Annotated in this window: 25 protein-coding genes; 18 read left to right on the forward strand and 7 right to left on the reverse strand. The window is 62.1% G+C overall.

Annotated elements, in window-relative coordinates; all coding sequences use genetic code 11:
* Nucleotides 1–9 precede the first annotated feature (9 nt).
* From BN2475_RS26025 to BN2475_RS26035, 3 genes are all read left to right on the forward strand, one after another.
* Complete coding sequence (locus tag BN2475_RS26025) at nt 10–1,323, forward strand: aromatic ring-hydroxylating oxygenase subunit alpha (protein WP_094782340.1); 1,314 nt, start codon at nt 10–12, stop codon at nt 1,321–1,323.
* Between the two features lie 32 nt (nt 1,324–1,355).
* Nucleotides 1,356–2,621 carry an FAD-binding oxidoreductase gene (locus tag BN2475_RS26030; RefSeq protein ID WP_094782367.1) on the forward strand — a complete coding sequence of 422 codons (1,266 nt, stop codon included), beginning with the start codon at nt 1,356–1,358 and terminating at the stop codon, nt 2,619–2,621.
* A gap of 161 nt (nt 2,622–2,782) precedes the next feature.
* A complete protein-coding gene (locus BN2475_RS26035; protein ID WP_094782341.1) occupies nt 2,783–3,640 on the forward strand; it encodes a glycine betaine ABC transporter substrate-binding protein in 858 nt (285 codons plus the stop codon).
* Nucleotides 3,641–3,778: 138 nt separating this feature from the next.
* Here the strand turns inward: BN2475_RS26035 and purU are convergent, their stop codons facing one another.
* Nucleotides 3,779–4,654 (reverse strand): formyltetrahydrofolate deformylase, encoded by an 876-nt coding sequence (purU, locus tag BN2475_RS26040; protein ID WP_094782342.1) that lies wholly within the window; start codon nt 4,652–4,654, stop codon nt 3,779–3,781.
* Nucleotides 4,655–4,780: 126 nt separating this feature from the next.
* On the reverse strand, nt 4,781–5,698 hold the full coding sequence (locus tag BN2475_RS26045) for a choline sulfate utilization transcriptional regulator (protein WP_094782343.1): 918 nt from the start codon (nt 5,696–5,698) through the stop codon (nt 4,781–4,783).
* 161 nt (nt 5,699–5,859) lie between these two features.
* Between BN2475_RS26045 and betC the strand changes: the two genes are divergently transcribed.
* From betC to BN2475_RS26060, 3 genes are all read left to right on the forward strand, one after another.
* On the forward strand, nt 5,860–7,398 hold the full coding sequence (gene betC / locus BN2475_RS26050) for a choline-sulfatase (RefSeq protein WP_094782368.1): 1,539 nt from the start codon (nt 5,860–5,862) through the stop codon (nt 7,396–7,398).
* Between the two features lie 57 nt (nt 7,399–7,455).
* Nucleotides 7,456–8,406 (forward strand): choline ABC transporter substrate-binding protein, encoded by a 951-nt coding sequence (locus BN2475_RS26055; protein WP_094782369.1) that lies wholly within the window; start codon nt 7,456–7,458, stop codon nt 8,404–8,406.
* Between the two features lie 282 nt (nt 8,407–8,688).
* Nucleotides 8,689–9,837: a porin gene (locus BN2475_RS26060; protein WP_094782344.1), complete on the forward strand. Its 1,149-nt coding sequence runs from the start codon at nt 8,689–8,691 to the stop codon at nt 9,835–9,837.
* On the opposite strand, the gene BN2475_RS26065 is transcribed toward BN2475_RS26060, so the two are convergent.
* A complete protein-coding gene (locus BN2475_RS26065; RefSeq protein ID WP_094782345.1) occupies nt 9,838–10,755 on the reverse strand; it encodes a LysR family transcriptional regulator in 918 nt (305 codons plus the stop codon).
* A 109-nt stretch (nt 10,756–10,864) separates the two neighbouring features.
* Between BN2475_RS26065 and BN2475_RS26070 the strand changes: the two genes are divergently transcribed.
* The 5 genes from BN2475_RS26070 (at nt 10,865) to BN2475_RS26090 (ending at nt 14,491) form a co-directional block, all read left to right on the forward strand.
* Complete coding sequence (locus BN2475_RS26070) at nt 10,865–11,506, forward strand: glutathione S-transferase family protein (RefSeq protein WP_094782346.1); 642 nt, start codon at nt 10,865–10,867, stop codon at nt 11,504–11,506.
* A 30-nt stretch (nt 11,507–11,536) separates the two neighbouring features.
* Nucleotides 11,537–12,553, forward strand: a complete 1,017-nt coding sequence (locus BN2475_RS26075; protein ID WP_094782370.1) for a pyridoxamine 5'-phosphate oxidase family protein — start codon at nt 11,537–11,539, stop codon at nt 12,551–12,553.
* Nucleotides 12,554–12,592: 39 nt separating this feature from the next.
* Entirely contained in the window at nt 12,593–12,859 is a 267-nt protein-coding gene (locus BN2475_RS26080) for a thiamine pyrophosphate-dependent enzyme (RefSeq protein WP_245841584.1), read from the forward strand.
* 104 nt (nt 12,860–12,963) lie between these two features.
* A complete protein-coding gene (locus BN2475_RS26085) occupies nt 12,964–13,782 on the forward strand; it encodes a prohibitin family protein (protein WP_159444611.1) in 819 nt (272 codons plus the stop codon).
* Nucleotides 13,783–14,020: 238 nt separating this feature from the next.
* Entirely contained in the window at nt 14,021–14,491 is a 471-nt protein-coding gene (locus BN2475_RS26090; protein ID WP_094782348.1) for a DUF1643 domain-containing protein, read from the forward strand.
* 166 nt (nt 14,492–14,657) lie between these two features.
* Here the strand turns inward: BN2475_RS26090 and BN2475_RS36385 are convergent, their stop codons facing one another.
* Nucleotides 14,658–15,278, reverse strand: coding sequence for a toxin-antitoxin system TumE family protein (locus tag BN2475_RS36385; RefSeq protein ID WP_342744652.1), 621 nt, complete (start codon nt 15,276–15,278; stop codon nt 14,658–14,660).
* A 191-nt stretch (nt 15,279–15,469) separates the two neighbouring features.
* Nucleotides 15,470–16,459 (reverse strand): LysR family transcriptional regulator, encoded by a 990-nt coding sequence (locus tag BN2475_RS26105; protein WP_094782349.1) that lies wholly within the window; start codon nt 16,457–16,459, stop codon nt 15,470–15,472.
* 102 nt (nt 16,460–16,561) lie between these two features.
* Between BN2475_RS26105 and BN2475_RS26110 the strand changes: the two genes are divergently transcribed.
* From BN2475_RS26110 to BN2475_RS26125, 4 genes are all read left to right on the forward strand, one after another.
* Nucleotides 16,562–18,055 (forward strand): aldehyde dehydrogenase family protein, encoded by a 1,494-nt coding sequence (locus tag BN2475_RS26110; RefSeq protein ID WP_094782350.1) that lies wholly within the window; start codon nt 16,562–16,564, stop codon nt 18,053–18,055.
* A gap of 22 nt (nt 18,056–18,077) precedes the next feature.
* Complete coding sequence (locus BN2475_RS26115) at nt 18,078–18,740, forward strand: NADPH-dependent F420 reductase (protein ID WP_094782351.1); 663 nt, start codon at nt 18,078–18,080, stop codon at nt 18,738–18,740.
* Between the two features lie 44 nt (nt 18,741–18,784).
* Complete coding sequence (locus tag BN2475_RS26120; RefSeq protein ID WP_094782372.1) at nt 18,785–19,438, forward strand: NADPH-dependent F420 reductase; 654 nt, start codon at nt 18,785–18,787, stop codon at nt 19,436–19,438.
* Between the two features lie 69 nt (nt 19,439–19,507).
* Nucleotides 19,508–19,852, forward strand: a complete 345-nt coding sequence (locus BN2475_RS26125; RefSeq protein ID WP_245841586.1) for an ester cyclase — start codon at nt 19,508–19,510, stop codon at nt 19,850–19,852.
* Between the two features lie 383 nt (nt 19,853–20,235).
* Here the strand turns inward: BN2475_RS26125 and BN2475_RS26130 are convergent, their stop codons facing one another.
* Nucleotides 20,236–22,452 (reverse strand): LamG-like jellyroll fold domain-containing protein, encoded by a 2,217-nt coding sequence (locus BN2475_RS26130; protein ID WP_094782353.1) that lies wholly within the window; start codon nt 22,450–22,452, stop codon nt 20,236–20,238.
* A 362-nt stretch (nt 22,453–22,814) separates the two neighbouring features.
* Between BN2475_RS26130 and BN2475_RS26135 the strand changes: the two genes are divergently transcribed.
* The 3 genes from BN2475_RS26135 to BN2475_RS26145 are packed head-to-tail and all read left to right on the forward strand — an operon-like array spanning nt 22,815 to nt 26,302.
* Complete coding sequence (locus BN2475_RS26135; protein WP_245841588.1) at nt 22,815–23,063, forward strand: hypothetical protein; 249 nt, start codon at nt 22,815–22,817, stop codon at nt 23,061–23,063.
* 35 nt (nt 23,064–23,098) lie between these two features.
* Nucleotides 23,099–24,793, forward strand: coding sequence for a SulP family inorganic anion transporter (locus BN2475_RS26140; RefSeq protein WP_245841590.1), 1,695 nt, complete (start codon nt 23,099–23,101; stop codon nt 24,791–24,793).
* A 54-nt stretch (nt 24,794–24,847) separates the two neighbouring features.
* Complete coding sequence (locus BN2475_RS26145) at nt 24,848–26,302, forward strand: DUF2252 domain-containing protein (protein ID WP_094782355.1); 1,455 nt, start codon at nt 24,848–24,850, stop codon at nt 26,300–26,302.
* A 41-nt stretch (nt 26,303–26,343) separates the two neighbouring features.
* Here BN2475_RS26145 and BN2475_RS35090 read toward each other — a convergent pair.
* The coding region (locus tag BN2475_RS35090) for a hypothetical protein (RefSeq protein WP_218023725.1) at nt 26,344–26,524 on the reverse strand (181 nt) is incomplete at its 5' end.

Below are 26,524 nucleotides of genomic sequence, written 5' to 3' on the forward strand. Positions count from 1 at the left end.
GAGCACACAATGAAAATTTCGGCAGACGTTCGGGCGATGATCGAACGCCGCAAAAAGAACTACTCGCTGGAAGCGCCGTTCTATACGAGCGAGGCGATCTTCGCGCTCGACATGGACGCCATCTTCCGTCAGCACTGGATTCAGGTCGCGGTGGAGCCGGACGTGCCGGAGCCGGGCGACTACATCACGGTGGAGATCGGCCTCGATTCGATTCTGATCGTGCGCGACGACGACATGCAGGTGCGGGCGTTCCACAATGTCTGCCGCCATCGCGGCGCGCGCCTGTGCAATGGCGACAAAGGCTCGCTCGGCAATATCGTCTGCCCGTATCACAGCTGGACGTACAACCTGACCGGCGAGCTGATGTTCGCCGAACACATGGGCGATCAGTTCGAGCGCTGCAAGCATAGCCTGAAGGCCGTGCACGTCGAGAACCTCGCGGGGCTGATCTTCATTTGCCTTGCTGAGCATCCGCCAACCGATTTCGCCGTGATGCGCGCCGCGATGGAGCCGTATCTGCTGCCGCACGATCTGGCCAGCTGCAAGATCGCGGCGTCGATCGACATTGTCGAAGAGGGCAACTGGAAGCTCACGATGGAGAATAATCGCGAGTGCTATCACTGCGTCGCGAACCATCCCGAGCTGACGATTTCACTGTACGAATACGGCTTCGGCTATCAACGCTCGCCCGCCAACGAAGAAGGCATGGCCGCGTTCGAAGCGACCGTCGCGCGCCGCGCCGCGCAGTGGGAAGCGATGCAGCTTCCATCGGCGGAGATCGAGCGGCTCGCCGACCTGGTCACCGGTTTTCGCACGCAGCGCCTGCCACTCGATCGCGACGGCGAATCGCAGACGCTCGACGCGAAGGTCGCCTCGAAGAAGCTGCTCGGCGGTTTCCAGCAGGCCGATCTCGGCGGTCTGTCGTTCTGGACCCAGCCGAATTCGTGGCATCACTTCATGAGCGACCACATCGTCAGCTTCTCGGTGATTCCGCTGTCGGCGGGCAAGACGCTGGTGCGCACCAAGTGGCTCGTGCATAAGGACGCCCGCGAAGGCATCGACTACGACGTCGACAATCTGACCGCCGTATGGCGCGCGACCAACGATCAGGACCGCACGCTCGTCGAATACTCGCAGCGTGGCGCGAATAGCAGCGCGTATGAACCGGGACCGTATTCGCCATTCACCGAAGGGCTCGTCGAGAAATTCTGCGAGTGGTACATCGGCCGTCTTGCGGATTGCGGCGATGCACCTCACACCAATGACGCTGGCGCCTGCGCGCCGGATTCGCACGGCGAAAAAGTCGTGTCCTTCGTGCGTTGAGCGCGAAACCGCAACGAGGAGCGGAGAAAACCATGATGCGTGATCAGGCGACGTTTCAGCTCAGCACCGAGCCCGACCCTCAGCGCACAGCGAGTCGTGTCACGCAGCCGCGCTTCTGGGACGCGTTGCCCGCGCGCTGGAACAGCGACGCCGACGACACGCTGGTGTGCTGCCACATTCGTCAGGAAACGCACGACGTGAAGAGCTTTTTCTTCCGCGCGCCGTCCGAGCGGGCGTTCGTGTTCGAGCCGGGGCAATTCATCACGCTGGAGCTGGAGATAGACGGCGAGTCGATCAATCGCTGCTATACGATTTCGTCGCCGCCCACCCGGCCGCATACGATCTCGATCACCGTGAAGCGCGTGCCGGGCGGCAAGGTATCGAACTGGCTGCACGACAATCTGCAGGCGGGCTCGCAGGTTCGCGTGCTGGGACCGTCCGGCGAGTTCACCTGCGCGCGGCATCCGGCGCGCAAGTTCCTGTTTCTGTCGGCGGGCTCGGGCATCACGCCGCTGATGTCGATGAGCCGCGCGCATCACGAACTCGGTGAAGACAGCGACATCGTGTTCGTGCACAGCGCCCGTACTCCGGACGACATCATCTTCGCACGTGAGCTCGATCTGATCGCATCGAATCAGGTGCGCTTTCGCGCGGCGTTCGTTTGCGAGCGCGTCGGCGCCCGTACGAACTGGCCGGGCGTGACCGGCTTTCTGAGTTTGCCGCTGCTCAAGCTGATTGCACCGGATTTTCTGGAGCGCGAGATTTTCACCTGCGGGCCCGCGCCGTATATGCAGGCCGTGCGCAACCTGCTGGCCGAGGGCGGGTTCGATCGCCGCCACTATCACGAGGAAAGCTTTTCGTTCGAGACGGTCAGCGAAGTGGCCGCGCCAGTGACCACGCTGCACGTCGCGGATGCGGCGCAGCATGCGAGCGCGCCTGTCACGGCGAACGGTTCCGGCGATTCCGGCGATTCCGGCGACGAGCGTGCCGAAGCCGCGGGATTCGAACCCGCACCGACGGAAGTCGAAATAGAAACGCGTTTCAAGGTGAGCTTCACCAAAAGCAATCGCGAGATCGAATGCGGCAGCGGCCAGCATGTGCTCGATGCGGCAAAGAAAGCGGGCGTGCGGCTGCCGGCGTCGTGTACGCAAGGCATGTGCGGCACCTGCAAGGTCAAGCTGGTATCCGGTGAAGTCGCGATGAAACACGCGGGCGGCATTCGTCAGCGCGAGATCGACCAGGGCATGGTGCTGCTGTGCTGCAGTAAGCCACTGAGCGACCTCGTGGTGGACAAGTAGCACGAAGTGCGCTGTATGAAGTGATGCGGGAAGCCATGTGGAAAGCGGCGACCAAAGTCGCAGGCAGACAACTGGATGTCGCAAAACAACGCTACCTGGCAATTCTGGTTAGCGATTCTAAATACTCAATGGGTTGGTTGACGGCAAACGGGAGAACGGCGATGGGATTGATCAGAAAGATATTCGTGGCAAGCGCGGTGTGTACGGTACTGGCGGCTGGCAGCGCAGGGGTGGCGGCCGATTCCAAACCGACCATCAAGATCGGCTACGTGGAAGGCTGGGACGATAGCGTCGCGACCTCCAACGTGGCTGCGCGCGTGATCGAAAAGCGCCTCGGCTATCAGGTGCAACTGGTGCCGGTCGCAGCCGGCGTAATGTGGCAGGGCGTGGCGCGCGGCGACCTCGACGCGACGCTTTCCGCGTGGCTGCCAGTCACGCACGGTGCGTATTGGAACAACTTCAAGGAGAAGGTCATCGACCTCGGGCCGAACTTCAACGACGCGAAGATCGGCCTGATCGTGCCGGACAACGCGGATGTGACGAGCGTCGGTGATCTGCAGGCGAAGAAGGCGGAGTTCGGCGCACGCATTGTCGGTATCGATGCCGGCGCGGGCGTGATGCAGAAAACCAGCGAAGCGATCAAGGCATATGGGCTCGACTATCAGCTGATGCCGAGTTCGGGCAGCGCGATGACCGCGGAGCTGGCGCGCTCGGAAGCGGCGAGCAAGCCGATCATCGTGACCGGCTGGAAGCCGCACTGGATGTTCGCGAAGTACAAGCTCAAGTTCCTCGACGATCCGAAGAAGGTGTTCGGTGAAGCGGAGCATGTGGATAGCATCGTGAACCCCGAGCTCGAGAAGAAGGCGCCGCCGGTCGTCGCGTTCCTGAAGAAGTTCCAGTGGAAGCCGGGCGAGATCGATAGCGTGATGCTGGCGACCCAGAATGGCGAAAAGCCGACCGCCGCCGCCGATGCGTGGATCAGCGCGCACAGCGACCGCGTGGATAGCTGGGTGAAGTGATTACGCGGGTGCACGGATTGCCGCGCTGTTGAGGCGGCCACTCGATAAGCAGAAACGCCGCTTTTCAGCGGCGTTTTTGCTTGATGCGGTTTCTGCTTGTTGCGTCCTGCTTATTGCGGCGCGTTCATCGCAGCATGCTCACTGCAGCACGACGGTACGATCCCCATTGATGAACACCCGCCGCTCGACGAATGCCTTGACCGCCCGCGCGAGCGTGATGCATTCGACGTCGCGTCCGGTGGCGAGTAGCCGCTCGGGGCTGTACGAATGATCGACGCGCTCCACTGCCTGCTCGATGATCGGACCTTCGTCGAGATCGTCGGTCACGAAATGGGCGGTTGCGCCAATCAGTTTGACACCGCGCGCATGCGCCTGGTGATAGGGCTTCGCGCCCTTGAAGCCAGGCAGGAACGAATGATGGATGTTGATCGCGCGCCCGACTAGCGCACGGCTCGTCTCACCGGACAGAATCTGCATGTAGCGCGCCAGAATCATCAGCTCGGCGCCCGACGTCTCGAACAGATCGAGCAGACGCGCTTCCTGTTGCGGCTTGGTATCGGCCGTGACCGGCAAATAGTGGAAGGGCAGGCCGTGCTGCTGCGCGAGCGGTTCGAGATCGCGATGATTCGAGCCAATCCCGACGATGTCCATCTTCAGTTCGCCCATGCGCCAGCGGAACAGCAGATCCGCAAGACAGTGTTCGAGCTTCGAGACCATGATCAGAACCTTCGGCCGTTTGGCGACTTCGTGCATCGCCCATGTCATCTGGAAGCGCTCGGCAATCGGCGCGAATTCGCGCTCGAGCGCGGCGACGTGCAGCGCGTCGCGCTGATCGACGCCGTGAAAGACGCAGCGCACGAAGAAGCGCTCGCTGAGGTCGTCGTCGAACACCGTCAGTTCGTCGATATAGCAATGATGCCGATCGAGAAAGCCGACGACGGCGGCGACCTGGCCGGCCGCGCTCGGACACGCGACGGTGAGGACCAGTTGAGCGGGACGGGAATCGGCGGACATGCGCTCTCCAGATAGACGATAGGGCGGCGCCGCGGAGCGCGGCATCCATCGCCGCAGTAGAGCAAATCGGCGCGCTACGCGGATAGAAGCTAAACGCCGTCGCGCTGGAACGGAAGCGTCAGGCGCTCAGTCGGCGTCGAGCCCGCATTCGCCGAGCAGCCACCGGCGAAACGCGGCGACTGCGGGTGTCGCCGCACGTTGCGTGACGAGCAGATAGCCGCGTGCGGTAACGACCGGCGTGTCCTCGAACAGTTCGACCAGTTGGCCGGTTGCGAGCAGTTCGTCGACGAGCGGAGCCCAGCCGAGCGCCACGCCCTGGCCGATGATCGCCGCGTGAGTCATGAGAGCGAAGCTGTTGAACGTGATGCCGCGATGCGCGGCCGGTGCGTGCTCGCCATGCGCGGCGAACCAGTCGGCCCATGACAGCCAGCGCGCCGGCTGGGTCGGTTCGAGATGCAGCAGCGGCAGCTTGAGCAGATCGGACGGCGTGTGCAACGCCGGATGCGCCGCGAGAAAGGCCGGACTGCAGACTGGCGTGACGCGTTCCGCAAACAGCTTGAGCGCGCCACGTGCGGTCCAGTCCGCGTGCTCATCGCCGAACGCAATCGCGACGTCCGCCTGATCGTGCGAAGGATCGAACACGTTCTGCGACGTGATGATTTTCACATCGACATCGGGCATCAGCGCCTTGAACTGCGACAGGCGCGGCATCAGCCAATAGGTGGCGAAGCCGAAGTCGGTCGACAGCGTGAGGGTTTGCGGCGTGCGGCGCGCACGGATTTCGGCGGTGGCCGCGCGGATCGTGTCGAGCGCGCTGTGCACCGCTTCGAAGAGACGCACGCCGTCTTCGGTCAGCGTGACGCCGCGATGGCCCCGTTCGAACAGGGGTACGCCGAGCGCTTCTTCGAGTTGCACGACGCGCTGACTGACGGCGGGTTGTGTCGAACCCAGCTCGCGTGCGGCCGCCGTGAAGCTGGCGAGGCGCGCCGCGGATTCGAACATCGTCAGCGCCTGCATTGGCGGCAAGCGATCCTGCCTCGACATAAGCCCCCCTTATTGGCACATAACGATTTGCCGTCTTCACAGCGACAAATTGGACGGCAATAGTCATCCTCATGACGCGCTCGCCTGCCTGGCTGCGCGCTTGCATCAACAGCCGCATCACACCTGCACCGACACCCGCAATTCTATTCGAGGCGCGTTCCATGCTTGAAACCGGAAAAAATATTCTGATCCTGATGGCCGACCAGATGACCCCATTCGCGCTCGCCGCCTACGGACATCCCGTGACGAAGACGCCGCATCTCGATCGTCTGGCGAAACAGGGTGTGGTGTTCGAATCGGCGTATTGCGCGAGTCCGCTGTGTGCGCCGTCGCGCTTTTCCTTGCTGTCGGGCAAGCTGCCGTCGGCGATCGGCGCGTACGACAATGCAGCGGAATTTCCGTCGCAAACGCTGACCTTCGCGCATTATCTGCGCGCCGCGGGCTATCGCACCGTGCTGTCTGGCAAGATGCACTTCTGCGGCGCGGACCAGTTGCACGGTTTCGAAGAGCGGCTCACGACCGACATCTATCCCGCCGATTTCGGCTGGACGCCCAACTGGGACGATGCGAAAGCGCGGCCGACGTGGTATCACAACATGAGTTCGGTGATCGACGCGGGCCCTTGCGTGCGAACCAACCAGCTCGACTTCGACGACGAAGTCACCTTCACCACGCGCCAGAAGTTGTTCGACATCGCACGCGAGCGTCATGCGGGCAAAGATGTGCGGCCGTTCTGCATGGTGGCCTCGTTGACGCATCCGCACGACCCGTATGCGATCTCGCAAAAGTACTGGGACATGGTGAGCGACGAAGAGATCGACATGCCTGCGTATCGCGATCCGCTCGACGCCGCCGACCCGCACTCGCAACGTTTGCGGCACGTCTGCGACATCGACCGCACGCCGCCCACCGACCAGCAGATCCGCAATGCGCGCCGTGCTTACTACGGCGCGATTGCCTACGTCGACGACCAGTTCGGCGCGATCCTCGAGGCACTGGAACAGTCCGGGCTCGCGCAGGAAACGGTGATCGTCGTCACCTCCGATCACGGCGAGATGCTCGGCGAGCGCGGCCTCTGGTACAAGATGACGTTCTTTGAAGGCGGCTGCCGCGTCCCGCTGATCGTGCATGCGCCGCAGCAGTTCGACGCGCATCGCGTGCAGGCGTCGGTGTCGCATCTCGATCTGCTGCCGACGCTCGTCGAACTGGCGCGCGGCACACCGCCGTCCGTCTGGCCAGACACGCCCGACGGCCGAAGCCTCATGCCGCATCTGCTCGGCACGCCGGGCGGTCACGACGAAGCGCTCGGCGAGTACCTCGCGGAAGGTGCGATTGCGCCGATCGTGATGCTGCGGCGCGGGAGCTTCAAATTCATTCATACGCCGGCCGACCCGGATCAGCTCTATGACGTGCAGGCCGACCCGCTGGAGCGCGAGAACCTCGCCGCGCGCAGCGAATACGCATCAGACGTCGCGGCGTTGCGCGACGAGATCGCGCAACGCTGGAATCTTGCCGCACTGCACGATCAGGTGCTGCAAAGCCAGCGGCGGCGGCGTTTCCATTTCAACGCGACCACCCAAGGCAAGGTCGCGTCATGGGACTGGCAACCGCGCGTCGACGCGAGCCAGCGCTACATGCGCAACCACATCGACCTCGACACGCTCGAAGCGATGGCGCGCTTTCCCGCCGTCACCCGTTGACGCCGATGCCGACCCTCACGCCCACTTTCCACCCACCCACAGGAAGCCGACATGACGATGAACACGCTCTTCAAACAGGCGCTATCCGGCGCCGCGATACTGTGCGCGACGGCGAGTTTCGCAGCGCCCGCCGAGCCTCAGTCGTGCCTGCAAGTCAACATGGCGGGGCCGGGCTGGACCGACATCGACGCCACCAATGCAATGACCGGCGTGCTGTTGAAGGCGCTCGGCTACCAGCAGCGCGTGGCGAATCTGTCGGTGCCGATCACCTATCAGGGGATGAAGAAAGGGCAGGTCGACGTGTTTCTCGGCAACTGGATGCCGGCTCAGGCGCCAATTGTCAAACCGTTCGAGGACGAGAAGTCGATCGAAGTCGTGCACCCGAATCTGAGCAATGCGAAGTTTACGCTCGCGGTGCCCGACTACGTGGCGGCCGCCGGCGTCCATTCGTTCGCGGATCTGGCGAAGTACGCCGACAGGTTCGACGGCAGGATCTATGGCATCGAGCCGGGCGCACCCGCCAACCAGAACATCCGGAAGATGGTCGACGACAAGGCATTCGGACTCGGCAACTGGAAGCTCGTCGAATCGAGCGAGACCGGCATGCTCACGCAAGTGGAGCGCGCGGTGCGCGACAAGCAGTGGATCGTGTTCCTCGCGTGGGAGCCGCATCTGATGAACACGAAGTTCAAGCTGACCTATCTCGACGGCGGCGACAAATACTTCGGGCCCAACTACGGCGGTGCCACGGTCAACACCGTCGCGCGCAGCGGCTTCGCCGCGCAGTGTCCGAACGTCGGCCGCCTGTTCAGGCAACTCACGTTCAATGTCGATCTGGAAAACGGCGTGATTGCCCAGGTGCTGGACAAGAAGACCAGTGTCGATGTGGCAGCGACCGAAGCCTTGAAGCATCACCCCGACTTGTTGAAGACGTGGCTCGACGGCGTGAACACCGCGACTGGCGCGAACGGCTTGCTAGCGGTGCAAACCGCGCTTGGCGTGAAATAACAATTGGATTCCTCACTATCGAGCCGACGCACGTGCAAGGTCGCTGTACGACAAATTCATGTCGTTTCTGCTCGATTCGTCGTAAATGTGGACCCGTATTCTTGACCCGTCGATGCGGACGCTGTAGGTGAGAGCGCATCGACGCGAGTCTCATTCGTTGCAGTCCATCTTAGCCGTTTCGAACAGCCCGTCATGCGAGCCATGCCGCGCGTCTCTCGACGATGCGCAGCAGGCAGCGCTTTATTTAACGAAATACGCAGGCAAGAGCAGGGGGAGAATCAGATGAAGAAGAACAATGCCGTCGGCCTTTCCGGACTCGCCGTAGCAGCCAGTGCCGTTTTCGCGCCGGCCGCCGCGCAAGCGCAAAGCAGCGTTACGCTGTATGGCATCGTGGACGCCGGCATCACGTACGTCAGCAACGCGGGCGGCTCTCACCAGGTCAAATTCGACGACGGTATTTCGTACGGCAACCGGATCGGCTTCAAGGGTGTCGAAGATCTCGGCGGCGGCCTGCAGGCAGTTTTCGTGCTCGAATCGGGCTTTCATTTGAGCAACGGACAACTTGGTTTCGGTGGCGCTCTGTTCGGACGGCAGGCCTATGTGGGACTGAAGAACGCGTGGGGCACGCTGTCGCTCGGCAATCAGCTCGACATGACCGAAGAGTTCGTCTACCTGTACAACATCTCCGCATGGGCAAGCGGCTATGCAATCCATCAGGGCGACTTCGACCGGATGAACGGCGACCGGCTGCCCAATTCGATCAAGTTTCTGTCGAACGATTTCTCGGGCGTGACGTTCGGCGGCATGTATTCATTCGGCAATACCGCCGGCAATTTTCATGAGAAGAGCGCGTGGAGCGTGGGCGCGCACTATGAACACGGCGCGTTCAACATGGGCGCGGCCTATACGCAGTTGAACAATCCGTTCGGCATCTATGCGTTCGACCCGTTCGCAATGATCGGCGTGCATACGTTCCTCGGCCAGCCCACCGTTTCGGTCGATCCGGCGACGGGCGCGATCACGAGTCTGTACAGCTCATCGCCGTTCCCGGTCGACCGGCAAGGCGCGTTCGGAATCGGCGCGGCCTATACGATCGACAAGGTGATGCTGAGCGGCAACTTCACCTACACGACCATCAAGGGCCTCGGGCAAACGTCGCACATGCAGGTCTATGAAGGCGGGGCGTCGTACACATTCACACCTGCGCTATTCCTGTATGGCGGCTATCAGCACACGCGCTTCGAAGGCAATCATTGGAACCAGGGCTCGCTCGGACTGCATTACCTGCTGTCCAAACGCACCGACGTGTATATCTCCGGCGACTATCTGCGCGCATCCGATGGCGTGAACGCGGTGATCGGCTACAGCTTCACGCCGTCGAGTTCGACCACTCAGGCCGACGTGCGCATCGGGATGCGGCATTCGTTCTGATCAGCGTGTCGCGTCGCTTGCGGCAAGCCGCTTCCTGAGCGTGTCGATCAGCGCGCGCACTTTCGCCGGCGGATGACTGGTGGGCGGAAACACGGCCTGAATGCCGGCAGCTGCGCTCGCCCATTCGGGCATCAGGCGGATCAGCCTGCCGGCCGCGACATCGCCGTCAACCGAAAAGTCCGTCAACAGACCGAAGCCGCCGGCCGCGAGCGTCGCGGCGCGGCAGGCGTCGGCAGTGTTCGCCAGCAACGCGTTTTCGCAGCGCACGCTGGCGGTTTCGCCGTCGGCGCGGCGCAGCTCGAGCGTCAGTGGGCGCGGCAATACCGTCAATGCGCAGAAGGGCAGCGCCGGCAAGTCAGCCGGCGTGCTCGGCTTGCCCCACGTGTCGACGAACGCCGGACTCGCAACGATCCACTTGACGAAACTGCCGAGCTTCACTGCCCGGTAGTTGGAATCCGCGAGCCGGCCCAGGCGGATCGCGACATCGATGCCTTCGGCAATCAGATCCACGTATTGGTCGCTGCATAGCAACTCGACGTCGAGCTGCGGATGCGTGCGGCGCAGTTCGACCAGAGCGGGCGCGACGACGAGCGCGCCGTAATCGATCGGCGAGCTGACGCGCAACATGCCGCGTACCGGCGCGGTTTCACCGCTGAGCGCATTCAGCGCGTCTTCGGTGGCGCGCAGGATCTTCACGCTCGCGTCATAGAACGCGCGGCCCGCTTCGGTGACACCGAGCCGCCGCGTGGTGCGCACCAGCAGGCTCGCGCCGACCTCGGCTTCGAGCCGCTGCATGTGCGTGCTGACCATGGTTTTAGCGAGTCCCAGCCGCGCGGCGGCGGCGGTCAGCGAGCCCGCATCGACGACGGCGACGAAGATCGCCAGACGGTTCAGGTTGACATCGCGTACGTCGGCCATGGTCGATTGTCCATCTTCGATTGAATGTGTTTCCCGGATTATCAGGCTTCTGCGCGATCACGCGGGCGCCTATTCTGAGCGCATGCCTGTTCAAACTCCGGAGCGTGACATGCCTGCTGCCAAACCTGCCCAGCCCATCCGACTGTTCACGACCCTGCTGTCCGGGCACGGGCATCGGGTCAAGCTGTTTCTGACGCTGCTCGACCTGCCGTTCGAGGTCGTAGAGCTGGACATGAAAGCGGGCGAGAACCGCAAGCCGGACTATCTGGCGCTCAACCCGTTCGGCCAGGTGCCGACGATCCAGGACGGGGACGTGACGCTGTTCGATTCGAACGCGATTCTCGTCTATCTGGCCAGGCGTTACGGCGACCCATCGTGGCTGCCGGAAGACCCGCAGGGCGCGGCCGCGGTGCAGCGGTGGCTATCGCTCGCCGCCGGTCAGATCGCTTATGGGCCGTGCGCGGCGCGGCTTGTGACCGTGTTCGGCGCGCCGCTGGATCATCAGGGCGCGAAGAACATCGCCGTCAAACTGTTCGACGTGATCGAGCAGGAGCTGGCGCACAAGCCGTTCGCGGCCGGCGATCATGTGACGATCGCCGATATTGCCGCGCATACGTATATCGCCCATGCGCCGGAAGGGGGCGTGTCGCTGCAAGCGTATCCGAACATTCGTGCGTGGCTGCGGCGCGTCGAGGCGTTGCCGCGTTTCATCGCGATGCCCGCGACCAAGGCGGGCCTGGTTGCCGCGTGAAGAGCGGCTTGCGTCGAGTTGGAGCTGATCATGTCTACCTTTATTCCACTGGATGGCTGGGGTATCGAGGCTTCACCGTTTCATGCGGGCGAGCAGGCCGCCCAGCAGCGCGCCGGCGTGAGCAGCCAGGCGGAGTCGGTGGGGCGTCGCGGGATTCGCCGCTACATGCCGGAGCAGCATCGGCAGTTCTTCGCCGCGCAACCGTTCATGATGTTCGGCGGCGTCGATGCGAGCGGCCAGCCGTGGGTATCGCTGCGCGCGAGCAAGCCGGGCTTCGTGTCGGCGCCCGATGCGCAAACGCTGCGCATCGAAGGCGGTGTGCTGCCCGGCGATCCGCTCGCGGGCGGCTGGCAAACCGGTTCGATGATCGGCGGACTCGGTCTGCAACCGCAGACCCGGCGTCGTAACCGGGTCAACGGTGTGGTGAAGTCGGTGCAGGGCAACACGTTGGAGGTCGACGTGACGCAGAGCTTCGGCAACTGCGCGAAGTACATCCAGAGCCGGACGCCGAGCTTCGTCGCGCAACGCGCGAGCTTGCCTTCGACGTCAGTGGAAATCGCGACCCAGCTCAGCGACGAGGACATAGCGCTATTGTCCCGCGCTGACACGTTCTTTATCGCGAGCGCGAACCTTGAAGAAGAAGCGGGGCTCGCGCGTGGGGTTGACGTCTCGCATCGCGGCGGTGCGCCGGGCTTCGTCCGCGTCGATGATGTGAACACACTGACGACCCCCGACTATAGCGGCAATCGCTTGTTCAACACGATCGGCAATCTGCTGCATGACCCGCGTGCCGGTTTGTTGTTCATCGACTTCGCGACGGGTGACCTGGTGTATCTCGCGGTGCGGGCGGAAGTCGTGTGGGACGGCGCTGAACTCGCGGCATTCGACGGCGCGCAACGACTCGTGCGCTTTCATGTCAGCGAAGTGCGGCGCAGTCGGGCGGCGTTGCCGTTCCGGTGGACCGAGCCTGAGTTGGCGCCGCAGTTCGCGTCGATGGTTCGTGAAGGAGCTGTCGCGGCGGCAGCAAGTAATCGGACCGGTCGCTGAGATAAGCGGCGGTCCAGCTCGTTGTCGCGCCGGCTTCCCTTGCCGTCCATTGCCAGCGCGCATGGTGCAATCCATATCGACGCGGTCGGCAACGGTTCGATTTCGGAACAGTTCACCAGGCTACCTCGTCATGACTGGGCGGCTTTTGCATCTTCGCTCGGTGTGACGGCGCGCAATGTCAAGCGCCTGGACGATCTGGAGAGTGTGCTGAGCGAAGCGTCGCAACACGACGGTCCATTCCTGATCGATGTGAAGACGGGAGTTTTTCCGGCGCCGAACCGGTACTATATGGCAGCCGCAGCTTAGACCGTGAAAACAGAACGATGTGGCTCAATTGACCAGGAAAGCCGGTCCTGCCGGCGCGACGCCGTTTCCAATACTTCAAAAAATAGAGAGAACAAACAATGAGCATGCAAACGACCATGCCCGCAAAGCCTCGCGCTGCGCTCGGCATCGCTGCGACTATCCTTCTTGCTTTCACACTCATTGCCAGCGGCTTCGTGACCGTCGGGCCAGGCCAACGTGGTGTACTCATGACATGGGGTGCTGTTCAGGCCGGGGTACTCGAACCTGGCTTGCACTTGAAGATTCCGTTTGCCCAGTCGGTCGTGAAAATGGATGTGCAGGTCCAAAACTCCCAGGATGCGGAAACGGCCGCGAGTCTTGATCTGCAGGATGTGACGACCACCGTGGCGACGAACTGGCACATTCTGCCGGCCGACGCAGAGTGGGTCTATCAGCACATCGGAAACGAATCTGCTCTCGTCGCCAAGATCATCAAGCCGGCAATCAGCAACTCGGTGAAAGCGGTGACTGCCCATTACAACGCCGAAGATCTGATTACCCATCGCGATCAGGTGCGTGCGCAGATCGAGGCGCAAATCACCGAAGAACTCAAGCCATACCGGCTCGTCGTCGATTCGGTGAACATCACAGACTTCCACTTCAGCACGCAGTTCGCGCAGGCCATCGAGCAAAAGCAGGTCGCCCAGCAGCGCGCACAGCAAGCGCAATACGAGTTGCAGAAAGCCAAGGTGCTTGCCGATCAGAGGATAGTCGAGGCACACGCGCAGGCGGAAGCGCAAAAACTGCTCCAGCAGACGATAACGCCTGAGATCATCCAGCAGCAAGCGGTCGCCAAGTGGGATGGCCACTTACCGGAAGTACTGGGAAGTACTGGAGTCACGCCAATGCTCGGAAATCTTGGCATAGGAAAGGCAGATCGATAGGAAAAGCAATGGCTGGCGGACGAGACACGGCAATGACTGACGACCCGCCAATAGCGCTTTGACCGGGACGACAAAAAACAACGACCAGTCATAACGGAAAACGGGAACGACACTTCGATAAGCAAACGCCACAATCTGCGCCAACGTAAGAAACTTCATCTCGGGCGAGGGCGGAACTGGCATCTGTTCATGTGGGGCTGCTCGTCGATGCGTGGTATGGGCATGACCAGGAAAACAGATGCGCCGGGAAACGACCTTCTCTCCGTGCCGGACCTACCGATATGCACTCTGGCGCGAGTTCGGCGGGCTGCTGGACGACAGCCGCTATGTGATGTTCATCGGCCTGAACCCCAGCACTGCGGATGAAACGAACGATGACCCGACCATCCGGCGCTGCATTGGCTATGCGAAGGCATGGGGCTATAACGCACTGTGCGTGACTAACCTCTTTGCGTTCCGGGCAACCGATCCGACGGTCATGCTGAATGCTGACGACCCTGTCGGCCCGGATAACGACAGCCATCTGGTGAAGCTCGCGGGCGGCGCGGATATGATCGTTGCGGCATGGGGTAACGATGGTAGTCACCGGGAACGTGACCGGATTGTGCGCGAGCTGCTGCCGGGACTGCATTGCCTGGCGCTTACCAGGGCCGGCCAACCGGCGCATCCGTTGTACCTGAAAGGGAGCTTGCGGCCAAAGCCGCTATGACGGAAAAAGGACCAGGGAAAGCGAGGTCAGGCCGCGTGACATGTATTAGCGGGAATTCGATCTGACAGGTCGTCGGAGCGGATAAAGACGAGGCTATCAATGATGAATAAGTTTCTCCCTGGCGAGTTCCAGTGAATCGAGGAAGGGTGCGCTGACGCGCGACCTGTCAAAGTGCTACGTCTGTCGCCAGCGAATCCCAAGGGGCGCTCAGCCGGTTGCCTTCCCGCACGATCAGTCCAGCCGCTTCCAGCGCCGTGACGTCTTCGTGGACACGCTTATAGTCACGGTCCAGTGTCTTGGCGAGAGCGTTAATACTTTCCGCACCTTCGCGATGCAGATGACGCAGCAGTTCCAAACGCTTGGGCGTGAGTGCTGCCGTCAGTTCTTCCCACGTGAAGAATGTGACGTGCCGCTCCTTGACCTCATCGCCTGCCTCTGCGCGTTTCCAGGCGTTGACGAAGCGGTCGCCCATATCGCGCACGGTGCCTACATGCACATTCAGTTTGTTCATTTCCCGCTCCTTTCGAGTAAAGTCAGCCACCATCTTTTCGACAGTCGTGAAGGTGTAGGGCTCTTCGCGGTCCCGATAGTGACGGTGGTCTCCCTTACCCCGCTCATTGTCGTAACCGACAATTCGCTCGCCATCCCGACCATAGAACAGGCTGTACTTCAGGCCGTGGAGTCTCTCGTCGTCCGGCTCCGGCAACCGCCAGATTCGCATTTCGAGAATCCCGCCGTCCGGGTAAGTCGCCTGGTCCTCAAACAGTAAGGTCGCTTTCTTTTTCATATGGCGTACCATGCCATACCCCATGTATGGCGTCAAGTGCCATACGTTAGACAGGGATTTGCGCTTGGTCGCCTGATAGTCGGGAGCTCGACTGGGAGGCAGTATGCGACGGGAATTGAAGTTGCGGATTCCCCTCGAAGACATCGACAGGTTGCGTCAGGCAACGACCGCGTCCGTCGGTCGCGGGCCGCCTACCCGGGAGCCTGCGTTTGCGCCTGCGTGGCCTGTCGTCGCCGTCCGATCGCGATCGCGCGTTTCACCGTTTCGCTTTCCCGCACTTCCGCCACGACAAATTCAACAAATGCCGCGACGCGTGGCGGCAGATGCCTGCGAGCGGGGTAGTAGACGCAGATGTCGCTGCGCCGCTCGGCGCATCCCGGCAGCACCTGCTTCAGTCTGCCGGCGTCGATCAACGGCGCCGCGTGATGTGCGCCCAACAGGGCGATGCCACAGCCCGCGACGGCGAGTTCGGTCAAGGCCTCGGTGTCCGTCACGACGAGCCGGGAGCGAGGCTGAAGCACGATCTCCCTCGTGCGCACCTGAAACTTCCACGTCTGGATTCGTCCGCTATTCGGTGAGCGAAATGAAATCAGCTCGTGGTGCTCCAGCTCTTCGACGGACGAGGGCTCCCCATGCCGCTCGAGGTATGCCGGTGCCGCGCACAGAATCAACGTCAGCGGCGCGAGCGTTCGCGCGACCACACTCGAATTTGTATCCTTAAGCTGACCAATCGCGCAGTCATAGCCCTCTGAAATCAGGTCCACGCGGCGATTCTCGAAACGCAGATCGAGTTCGATCTGCGGAAAGCGCTCCCTGAATCGGCCCAGCACGGGCAGCAGCGCAACGCGACTGAAGGCGATCGGCAACGACACTTTCACGGGTCCGCTCGGCTGCGTCTCGTCGGATGACAACGTCGCGATCGCGTCCTCGATTTGCTGTGCAGGCTGCCGTATCTGCGCGTAGAGCCGCCGCCCTTGCTCGGTGACCGACAGCTGCCGCGTGCTGCGCTGGAACAGCCGGCAGCCGACCAGCGCCTCCAGCATGCCGACCTGTTTGCTCACCGCGCCGGGCGTGACGCCGAGCTGGCGGCCAGCGGCCGAGAAGTTCGCCAGATCCACCGTCGCGGTAAACGTCTTCAATGCCCTCAAGAGGTCGATCGAGCTGGCTGCGTCCGCTTTCATCTTGCACCTCCGCTCACAACTGTTTCACCACTACATAGCATAGACGGGCACCGCACCGGCGCTGACAATGGCCTCCACTGGGCAACAGTCAGGAGGTCGATCATGGTCCAGCAATCGACGGCGCTCCCGCAGCGCAAGCGCATGCCGCGCGGTCAGCTTCTCATCGACGGCAACTGGCGCGACGCGTCCGACGGATCGATGCTTTCAAGTATTGATCCGACCACCGAAGAGACCGTCACGGAGTTCGCGAAAGCGACTGTGACGGACGCCGACGCGGCGGTCGAAGCCGCACGCAGGGCATTCGAGACGGGCGCCTGGCCGCGCATGCATCATGAAGCGCGGGCAAAAATCCTGTTTCGCGTGGCCGACCTGCTCGAAGAGCGGGTGGAAGAGTTCGCGTTGCGTGAATCGATGGATATGGGCATGCCGTACCGCGATTTCGTCGACGTCATCATGCCCCACTGCGCGGGACTCTTCCGCTTCTTCGGCGGGATCGCGATGCACGCGATGGGAGGCGCCTATCGCACGTCATACGAACCACACATCCGTATCCTGACGCGTCGCGAACCGCTAGGCGTGGTGGCGGCGATCACGCCCTTCAATTTTCCGCTCGCGCTCACCTGCTCGAAAGTCGCGCCGGCACTAGCAGCCGGCAACACCGTCGTGCACAAGCCGGCGTCCGACACGCCACTGACCGCGCTCGCGCTCGCTCAGGTGATGCTCGATGCCGGGGTGCCGGAAGGCGTCTACAACCTGATTACGGGACCCGGCGGATCGCTCGGCGACGCGCTCGTGAAGCATCCGCTCGTCGACAAGATCGCCTTTACCGGTTCCACCGCTGTCGGCCAGACGATCATGCGCAACGGCGCGGACACGCTGAAACACACGACCATGGAGCTCGGCGGCAAGTCGCCGAACATCGTGTTTGCGGATGCCGATGTGGATGCGGCGGTCCAGACCGCCTTCTGGGGTGTGTTCTGGAACAAGGGGGAAGTCTGCGTCGCCGGTTCGCGGCTGCTCGTGGAGCGGCCGGTCTATGACGAGGTCGTCGAAAAGCTGGCGCGAATGGCGCAGGCCGCCGTGCTGGGTGATCCGCTCGATCCGCGCACGCAGGTCGGGCCGATTGCGTCGAGGGCGGAATTCGACAAGGTGCAGCGGTACATCGACGCCGGCAAGTCATCGAAGACCCGCCTCGTAGCCGGTGGCGGCACCCGCAGGATCAACGGCAAGGGACTGTTCATCGAGCCCACGGTGTTCGCAGATGCAACGAGCGATATGGTCATCAGCCGCGAGGAGATTTTCGGACCGGTGCTGCCCGTCATTGCGTTCCAGGGCGAGGAGGAGGCCGTGCGCATCGCGAATGACACGCCGTATGGGCTCGCCTCGGGCATCCAGACCCGCGATCTGGGCCGCGCGTTGCGGCTCGCCGATCGCATCGACGCCGGCACGGTCTGGATCAACACCTGGCACAAGTACCATCCGGGCGGACCCTTCGGCGGCTACAAGATGTCCGGCTACGGACGCGAGCAGGGTGCCGAAGCGCTCGAGAGCTATACGCAATACAAGTCCATCTGGGCAAACATTGCGCAGGCCTGACGATACTGCAGGAGGCTCGACCATGAAAATCGGCATCATCGGTGCGGGAAACGTCGGAACCGGCCTCACAAAGCATTTGGTCGGCAAAGGGCATTCAGTAATGCTGAGTTTCAGTCTCGACATGGAGAAGCTCCGGGCGACGGCGTCGGGGCTGGGTGCGCAGGTCGGCAGCGTCGCCGACGCGGTGCAATTCGCCGATGTCGTGGTGCTGGCGACGCCCTGGACCGCCGCGGCCGACGCGCTCGCGCAGGTCGGCACGCCACCCGGGCGAAAGGTCTTGTGGGACTGTACCAATGCGCTTAAGCCCGACATGAGCGGTCTGCTTGTCGGCACGACGACTTCCGGCGCCGAAGAGATCGCGAAGCTGGCCCCTTGGGCAACGGTGGTCAAGGCGATCCCGCCTTTCGCGGAGTTGTTGCATTCGCCGGAAGTAAAGGTCGGCGGCGAGCGGGTAGCTGTGTTTGTCTGCGGCGACGACGCAAACGCACGGACGGTCGTCGCGCAACTGGTCGGCGACATCGGCGCCGAGCCGATCGACGCCGGGCCCCTCACGCTTGCGCGCTACACTGAACCTGCAGCCATGCTGCTCGTACAACTCGCGTACACATGCGGGTTCGGCGCGAGAATCGGCTTCTCGCTATTGCGCGATACAGCGGGAAACGTGCCTGGTGGCGCGCATTCCTGATCGCGCTGGTGATGCTGGCGATCGCCGGCGAAGGAGAGGGTGAAATGAAAGTGGGTGTATTGGGTTCGGGTGACGTCGGGCGGGCACTGGCGGCAGGGTTTCTCAAGCATGGGCACGAAGCGATGCTGGGTACGCGCACGCCCGGCAAGAACGACGTGCAGGAATGGGCGCGCAATCACGCCGGCGCAAGGACCGGTACGTTCGACGAGGCCGCCCGCTTCGGCGACATCGTGGTGCTGGCGGTCCTTGGCCGCATCGCGGAAAACGTGATCGAGCTTGCGGGAGTGGACAATCTCGCCGGCAAGACCCTGATCGACGCCACCAATCCGCTCGCCGATGAGCCCCCGGTCAACGGCGTGCTCAGATATACGACGGGCGCGAACGAATCAGTGGGCGAGCAGATTCAGGCCCAGATTCCCCGTACGCACGTGGTCAAGGCGTTCAACAGCGTCGGCAATGCGCTGATGGTGGATCCGCAGTTCCCGCAAGGCACGCCGACCATGTTCCTGTGCGGCAACGACGAACAGGCGAAGGAACGTGTTGCCGCGATCATCCGCGAGTTCGGCTGGGAGCCCTACGACTGTGGCAGCATCGTGTCGGCACGCGCGCTCGAACCGCTCTGCATCCTGTGGTGTCTGCCGGGGTTCCTGCGCAACGAATGGCGGCATGCGTTCAAGCTACTGACGAACGAGGGGTGAGCCATGCAGTCATTTACCGTGCCACCGGCAGGCGATCCGGGCTTCACGCTCGAAGAAATGAAGCAATTCGTGATCGAGCATTTCGAAAACTTCGTGAACCGGAAGAAAGCGGAAGTTGCGCGGCAGAACCTGAGCGCCGATTTCCTCGACCATGACGAACCGTCAGGTCCCCAGGTCGGCCCCGAAGCCGCCATTGAGATGATGACGGGGCTTTATAAAACATGGCCGGACCTGCATGTCACCGTCGAAGACATCCTCGCCGAGCGGGACAAGGTGATGGTCAGAAACACCTGGCGCGCGACCGACGCGGCGTCCGGACAGAAGATCGAGTTTCACGGCTTTGTGCTGTGGCGGTTCGCGAATCGCAGGATTGTCGAGAGATGGGCCACGGTGACGGCGCCGCGCGCAGCGTGACAAAAGCTGCAGTGGCGCCGATGTGACAGTGTCGGGTTCGCCGGGTAATGCGACGCCTGTTGATTGCAGCAGCGCGTTCGTTCCGCTCAATTCCGTTGTGCCGGCTTCGCCTATCTGACCACTCCCGGTCTTGCCATGAGTGCAAGTCGCGCTTTGTCTTCATTGAGCGCGACTGCATTTTTTCCGTCTCGACGTCCGCTCGCGGCGGCGCTCCCTCACGCGCTTGCATCTATTGCCAGAGCATCGACACACAGGTGCGGCCGACGAGCCAAGGTGTCGACAGCCCGCATGCCGATCATGCCAATAACTTTCTCACAGTTGGTCACGGGCTGATCCGCCATAGATCATGGGGATCAGCCCATCCCGGCGTCAGCGTTTATCCGCTACGCAGCTTGAACAAGCGCGGTAATTTGATCTGCCGACAGCGCGTTTCGATAGATACGGAACTCGTCGATCGCCCCCTTGAAAAACGGATCGGCAGGATACTGCGAGCGCCCGATCCAGTTCTGCGCAGTCGGACCGACGCGCCACGGCGCGAAGATAACGTCGGTCGCGCTGCCGATCGCGTTGCCGTTCAGATACAACGTGGCCGTGGTGCCGGAAAGCGTGACGGCAACATGCGCCCATTGCCCGGTCGGCAGTGCGGTGTTGCCATTGACATTGCGCGAGCCGTAGCCGCCGTTTGTCGTGATCGAAAAGCACATGATGCCCGCTGAGCTTTTCGGCGTTAAAAACAGATAACGTCCCGTACCTGCGCCGAAATCGAAGATCCGGGCCCACGCGTTGCCGCCGCTCCAGTTGACCCACGCAGCGATCGTGAAATCCGATACATCGGCGACGATGTTGTTGGCCAGGCTGACATAGCCCGTCGATCCGTCGAGCGACACCGCGTTGGCCACTTTGCCCGTCACACGGCTTGCGCCACCGACGAGCGTGCCCGTATGGGCGTTGCCAGTTGCATCGGCAGCGTTCGTGCCGCTCGCTTCATCGAAGGTCAGACAGGTATGCAGTTGCACAGCCGTTACCGCGGCGGCTTCTGCCGAGTTTGCGGTTTCGCCCGTCGACGTTTGCGCGCTTACTACGTAGTACCAGGTGCCTGATGAGGGGCTGTCGGTGTACGTCAACGGATCGGTGATGCTGCTCGCGATGGTCGTGTACGGTCCGCCCGACGCGGCAGCGCGCTTCACGTTGTAGCTCGTGCTGTTTGCGACGCCCCACCATGACAGCACGACTTGCCCCGCGCTCGGGTACGCAGTCAGGCCGGTTGGCGCGGCGGCGGGCGTGACGGCATCGCGCGTGCACGTCAACGTGCCGTAGCCGAGTTGATCGAACCCGCCGCTCGCCGTGCCGTAGTTGCCGCCGCCGCCTTCGGGCTGGATTGCTTGCGCGAACTTCGTCGACCACGGCGCCGCGAGACCTTTGCGATTCACATAGTGGTTGTAGACCAGCGCCCAGCATGGCCGGATCGTGCCTTGAGACGCCGTCGAAAACCCTGGCTGTGTGACATCGACATTCGTATAGGTGACATAGGGCACCGTGAGGAAGGTGCCGTCCGGCTGCACCAGGTTCGCTTTCGCGACATACTCGGCGCCCGCGAGAAAGCGATTGTTGTCGTAGCCGTACAGATCGATGCCCTGATTCCACGCCATCTCGCAGATCGCGCCGCCGAGCGCGATGCCGAGCGTGTTGTGCCCCTGGTCGCGTCCGGTCTCTTGCCATTGGCCGAGATAGCCGGGGTGCAGGTAATAGACCGCTTGCGCGATCGCGCCGTTACCCGCGCCGTCGATGAAGTAGTTGGCCGCCTGATCGAACAGCCTGTGATCGTCGCACAGCACCCCGATGGCCATGATCGATGCCATGTTGCACAGATCCCAGTTGGCCCAGTAATGGGTGATATCCGTGTTGTTGTGGCGGTTGAGGAAGTCGACGTTGATCGGATAGAAGATGTTGATCATCATCGACTGGAAGGCCGCAAAATCCGCGGCTGCCCAGCCCGGATAACTGCGCATGATCTCGCCTGCGTTCGCGAACTCATAGCCGTAGATGCCTGCCGCGAGATCGACGTTGCTATCGCCGCCCAGCCGCTGCAGCGTCGAGGACCAGGCGTTCATGATCTGCACGGCCTTGTCGGCATAAACGGTATCGCCCGATATTTTCCAGCGCAGTGCGCATCCGTAGGCGGCCGCGATGTCGGCATACAGCAAGGGATAGTTTTGCGGGCCGCTGCCGCCGCGATCGACTTCGACCTGCGGTCGCGGCGAGCGCGACAGGTTCGTGTAGCCGTTGGCGATCAGCACCTGCCAGCCGTCGTACCACGGCGATGCCTGAGCGGCGACCTTTTGTGCCATGCGGTCGAAGTCGGCTTGCGTGTGCAGCAGGCCGGGATGGACGAAGGCGCCGCTGATGGAGATGTCCGTTGCGCCGTTGGCGACGTGGGAGAGGGTGATGGTGGATGACGCGTCACGGGCGCTCGCGCGGCTCACTGCTGTCGATGCGGGGCTTGACTCGCCGCCACCACAGGCGGATAGCGCTAGCGCGCCAAGGCTGTGTAAGAAGGTGCGACGGGAGAGGTTTGTGCCTGGATCGTTGCGGCTGTTCATAGCTTTCCTGTTGATCTTGTTGTGCCTGATCGAGATGAAACTGCGTTCGGTTTAATTCGAAATGCAACGGGTGACCGCACCCATGACAGTTGTTATCAGCAAACGTTTGCTAGCCGGAGTACCTCATGGCCGTCGTGACAACGAAAGGGCGATCAAACCTTTCATGTTATCGACCGGAAGTGCGTATTCGCACACTGTGAATCGTGTAGGGGTAATCTGAATTTCATGTAAGGAAAAGCTGGTGTTCAAGCACCGATCCTTTCCGTCTCCTGACTATTGACTACAGGCGCAAAAAGGGGGACCGTATCTCTCTGGCCTTGGGTTCGCTGTTATCTCGATCAGACCAATTATCCGAGGTAACCATGTTGATCTTCCGTGTGGATGAGCCTCGTCCTGGCAATAACAATCTGGCGATCGCGTTGGTGGCACATACGGTGAATGCGTCGCTCGCGATTGCAATGCGCGGCGAAAATTCCTTGAGAAAGATGCTGTTCGAGAGCGTGGGGGCATCCAACGTAGTGATCGCAGACGAGATCATTGCGAACGCGCCCGTCAGCAAGCTTACAACCCGAGTGGAGGTGGCCACATGGAAAGTGGGGGTGGCCACATGAAACCAGCGGCTTCTACACGGTCTCATCCGCATCGCATGCCCTTCCTGCAGGGGCTTTTGCCCGTCAATCCCGCTCAACTGCCGCACGACATCATCGCCGGGATCACACTGGCGGCCCTCGGCATTCCCGAAGTGATGGGATACACGAAGATATCCGGCACGCCCACCGTCACGGGTCTTTATACGATCCTGTTGCCGCTTGTGGCGTTTGCGATTTTGGGCGCCTCGCGTCAGCTGGTGGTCGCAGCGGACTCCGCGACAGCCGCCATCCTCGCTGGTACGCTGACGACTGTAGCCGCATTGGGCAGCAAGGAATACGTCGGCCTCACGAGTACGGTGGCCCTGACGGTTGCCGTGATGCTTGTGATTGCGCGTATCTTTCGCCTGGGTTTTCTGGCCGACTTTCTTTCCCGCAGCGCACTGATCGGCTTCCTGACGGGCGTGGGCGTGCAGGTCGCGGCGGGCGAACTCGCCGGGCTGATCGGGCTCGCGAAGCAGGGGCACGGCCCCGTCATGCAACTGCTGTCCGTGCTCCAACGTGTCGCCGAGGCGAACTATCCGACCACGGTCCTTTCGATTGCCATCCTCGCCGTGATCATCGGGTGCAAGCGCCTCGCGCCGCGCGCACCGGGTGCGCTGATCGCCGTGATCGGCTCCATCGTGGCCAGCGGAGTGTTCAATTTCGCCGGACATGGCATCGCGGTAACGGGCGAAGTGCCAGGCGGACTTCCGTCGCTGTTCGTGCCGCCGCTGCACATGAACGAGATCAACCAGGTGCTGGCGACGGCGGCCTCATGCTTCATCGTCATCATCGCGCAGAGCGCGGCGACGGCGCGTGCATACGCCAACCGCTACAACGAGAAGGGCGACGACAATGCCGACATCATCGGGCTCGCGGCAGCGAACGCAGCGGCGGCGTTGACGGGCACCTTCGTCGTGAACGGCAGTCCGACCAAGACCGAGATGGTCGATGATGCAGGTGGCCGCACCCAGGTCGCCCATCTCACGACGGCCGTGATTGTGCTGCTGGTGCTGCTATTCCTCACGAGGCCGCTCAGCCTTATGCCTGCGGCCGTGCTCTCGGCCATCGTCTTCATGATCGGCGTGAAGCTGATCGACGTGCAGGGTATGGTCGAACTCTATCGCATGCAGAAGGACGAATTCGTCGTTGCGTTGCTCGCAGCGTGCGTGGTCGTGTTCGTCGATGTGATGCACGGTATCCTTGCTGCCGTCGTGCTATCGCTGATCGCGCATGCGCGGCATAGCTACCGCCTGCGCACGCGCGTGTTGACGCGTAGCCCCGCCGGCCACTGGCTCACACATCACGTCGAGCCGGATCTGCTCGCCGCACCCGGCATCGTCGTCTACCGGTTCGAGGCGGACCTGTTCTATGCGAACACAGGGCGCTTCATGGAGGAAGTGTTGAAACTGGCCAACGAGGCAAGCGTTCCGTTGCGCTGGATCGTGATCGACGCATCCGAGATCAACAATATCGACTACACGGCGGGCAAGACGTTGATCCAGCTGGGTGCGGAGCTTGACCGGCGCGGCCTGGGTATCGCCGTGGTCGCGCTTCCGACGGGCGTGCGGCACGAACTCGACAGGTATAAGGCACTGCGGGCGATCCGCGCGCATCGCGAGATCTTTGCGACAGTCGATGCAGCGATGGACGCGCTAGGCGATCTCTCGCCTACCGCGTCTGCATCTGTGCCGGACGCCAAATCGCAATGAAGCAAGGCGAAGTGACGCAAGTCCGCTTGACCTTGAATCGAAAAGGAGTGACACGTGCTCGATTCCACTGCTGCAAAGCGCACTCAAGCCGCTACGGATCGCGCTGATCCGAAGACACTGGCGGCACAAGAAGATCCGTCCACGCTGTTTGCGGGGCGTGGCTCGTTGGCTGCGCGCATCGAGCAGGGCAAGGCGGCGCGCAAAAAGGTGCCCCGCGCGGAGCTGGCGGCCTGCAAGATCGACGATCGCGATCCCATCGAACTGCTCGACGCGTCCAACGCGGGCAGGGTGACGGAGTTGATACCCATCCGCTACGGGCGGATGATCGCGAGTCCGTTCGCGTTCTATCGGGGTGCCGCGCCGCTGATGGCCTATGACCTGTCGAAACTGCCGCATTCCAACGTGAACGTGCAACTGGGCGGCGACGCGCATCTGGCCAATTTCGGACTGTTCGCGAGTCCGGAACGGCGCATTCTTTTCGGACCCAACGACTTCGACGAAACACTGCCGGGCCCCTTTGACTGGGATGTGCGCAGGCTTGCTGCATCGTTCGTGATTGCCGCTCGCGAACGCGGATTTGCGATACGTGGCCAGCGCGGCGTGGTGCGCCGGCTATGCCAGACCTTCCGGCAACGGATCGCCGAATTCAGCGGCATGGACACGCTCGATGTCTGGTACTGCCAGTTCGGGGCGGCGAACATGCTGGCGATCGCCGATTCGACGGAGGAAAGAAGAAAGGAACTGGCTGTCATCGACAAGGCGAGACAGCAGTCGTCGCGCTCCGTGATGACTCACGCAACCGAGCTTGTCAACGGCAAGCTTCGCATCAAGGACGTACCTCCGCTCGTGTACCACATCCCGCTCGAGAGTCCGCATGACCAGAAAAAGTACCACGCGCTGGTACGGCGTTTCTTCGCCGACTACCGGTTGACGCTTCCCGATGACAGGCGCGCACTGTTCGATCGCTATGAACTGGTGGATGTCGCCATTCGCGTCGTGGGCATCGGGTCGGTGGGAACGCGTTGCTACGAGGCGCTCTTCATGGCCGACGGAGAGTGCCCACTGTTCCTTCAACTCAAGGAGGCGCGGCCTTCTGTGCTGGAAGGGTACCTGCCGCCGAGCCGCTATCCAAATCACGGCCAGCGTGTGGTGAACGGGCAGCGTCTGCTGCAGTCGGCCAGCGACATTTTTCTCGGCTGGTCGAAGATGCGTCACACGGGCAATGACTTCTATGTGCGGCAATTGCGCGACATGAAGGGCGCGTTCGACTTCGCCACGTTCGACGTCGAAGATCTCGGCGAATACGCGGTGTCCTGCGCTCACGCGCTGGCCCATTCGATGGCGAAAGCAAGCGATCCTGCGTTGCTCAGTGGATATGTCGGCAAGTCGGATGCATTCGACGAAGCCATCGTGCGATTCGCGCTCGCTTACGCAGAACAAAATGAGGCAGACTGGACGATTTTGAAAGCCGCAGTCAAGGCGGGACGCATCCAGGTCATTCGTGAATGAGGTCAGGCGTGCCGGCCAATCGTATGGAGAGAGGGCGAAATCTATCGCGCCTTCCGCAATCGACATTTGACATAAGATAAATTATCAACAAATAGCGATGTAGTGGCTACACGGTAATGTCCGCTTTTAGCTGCATAGAAATGTCCGCTTTTGATGCCGTCGTATGCTAGCCAGCCGCCGTTTTTCCGGCGCTGGAGACCTTGATGGCTGTGACAGAAGGGA

It is taken from the genome of Paraburkholderia ribeironis (assembly GCF_900019265.1).
Taxonomy (GTDB): Bacteria; Pseudomonadota; Gammaproteobacteria; order Burkholderiales; family Burkholderiaceae; genus Paraburkholderia; species Paraburkholderia ribeironis.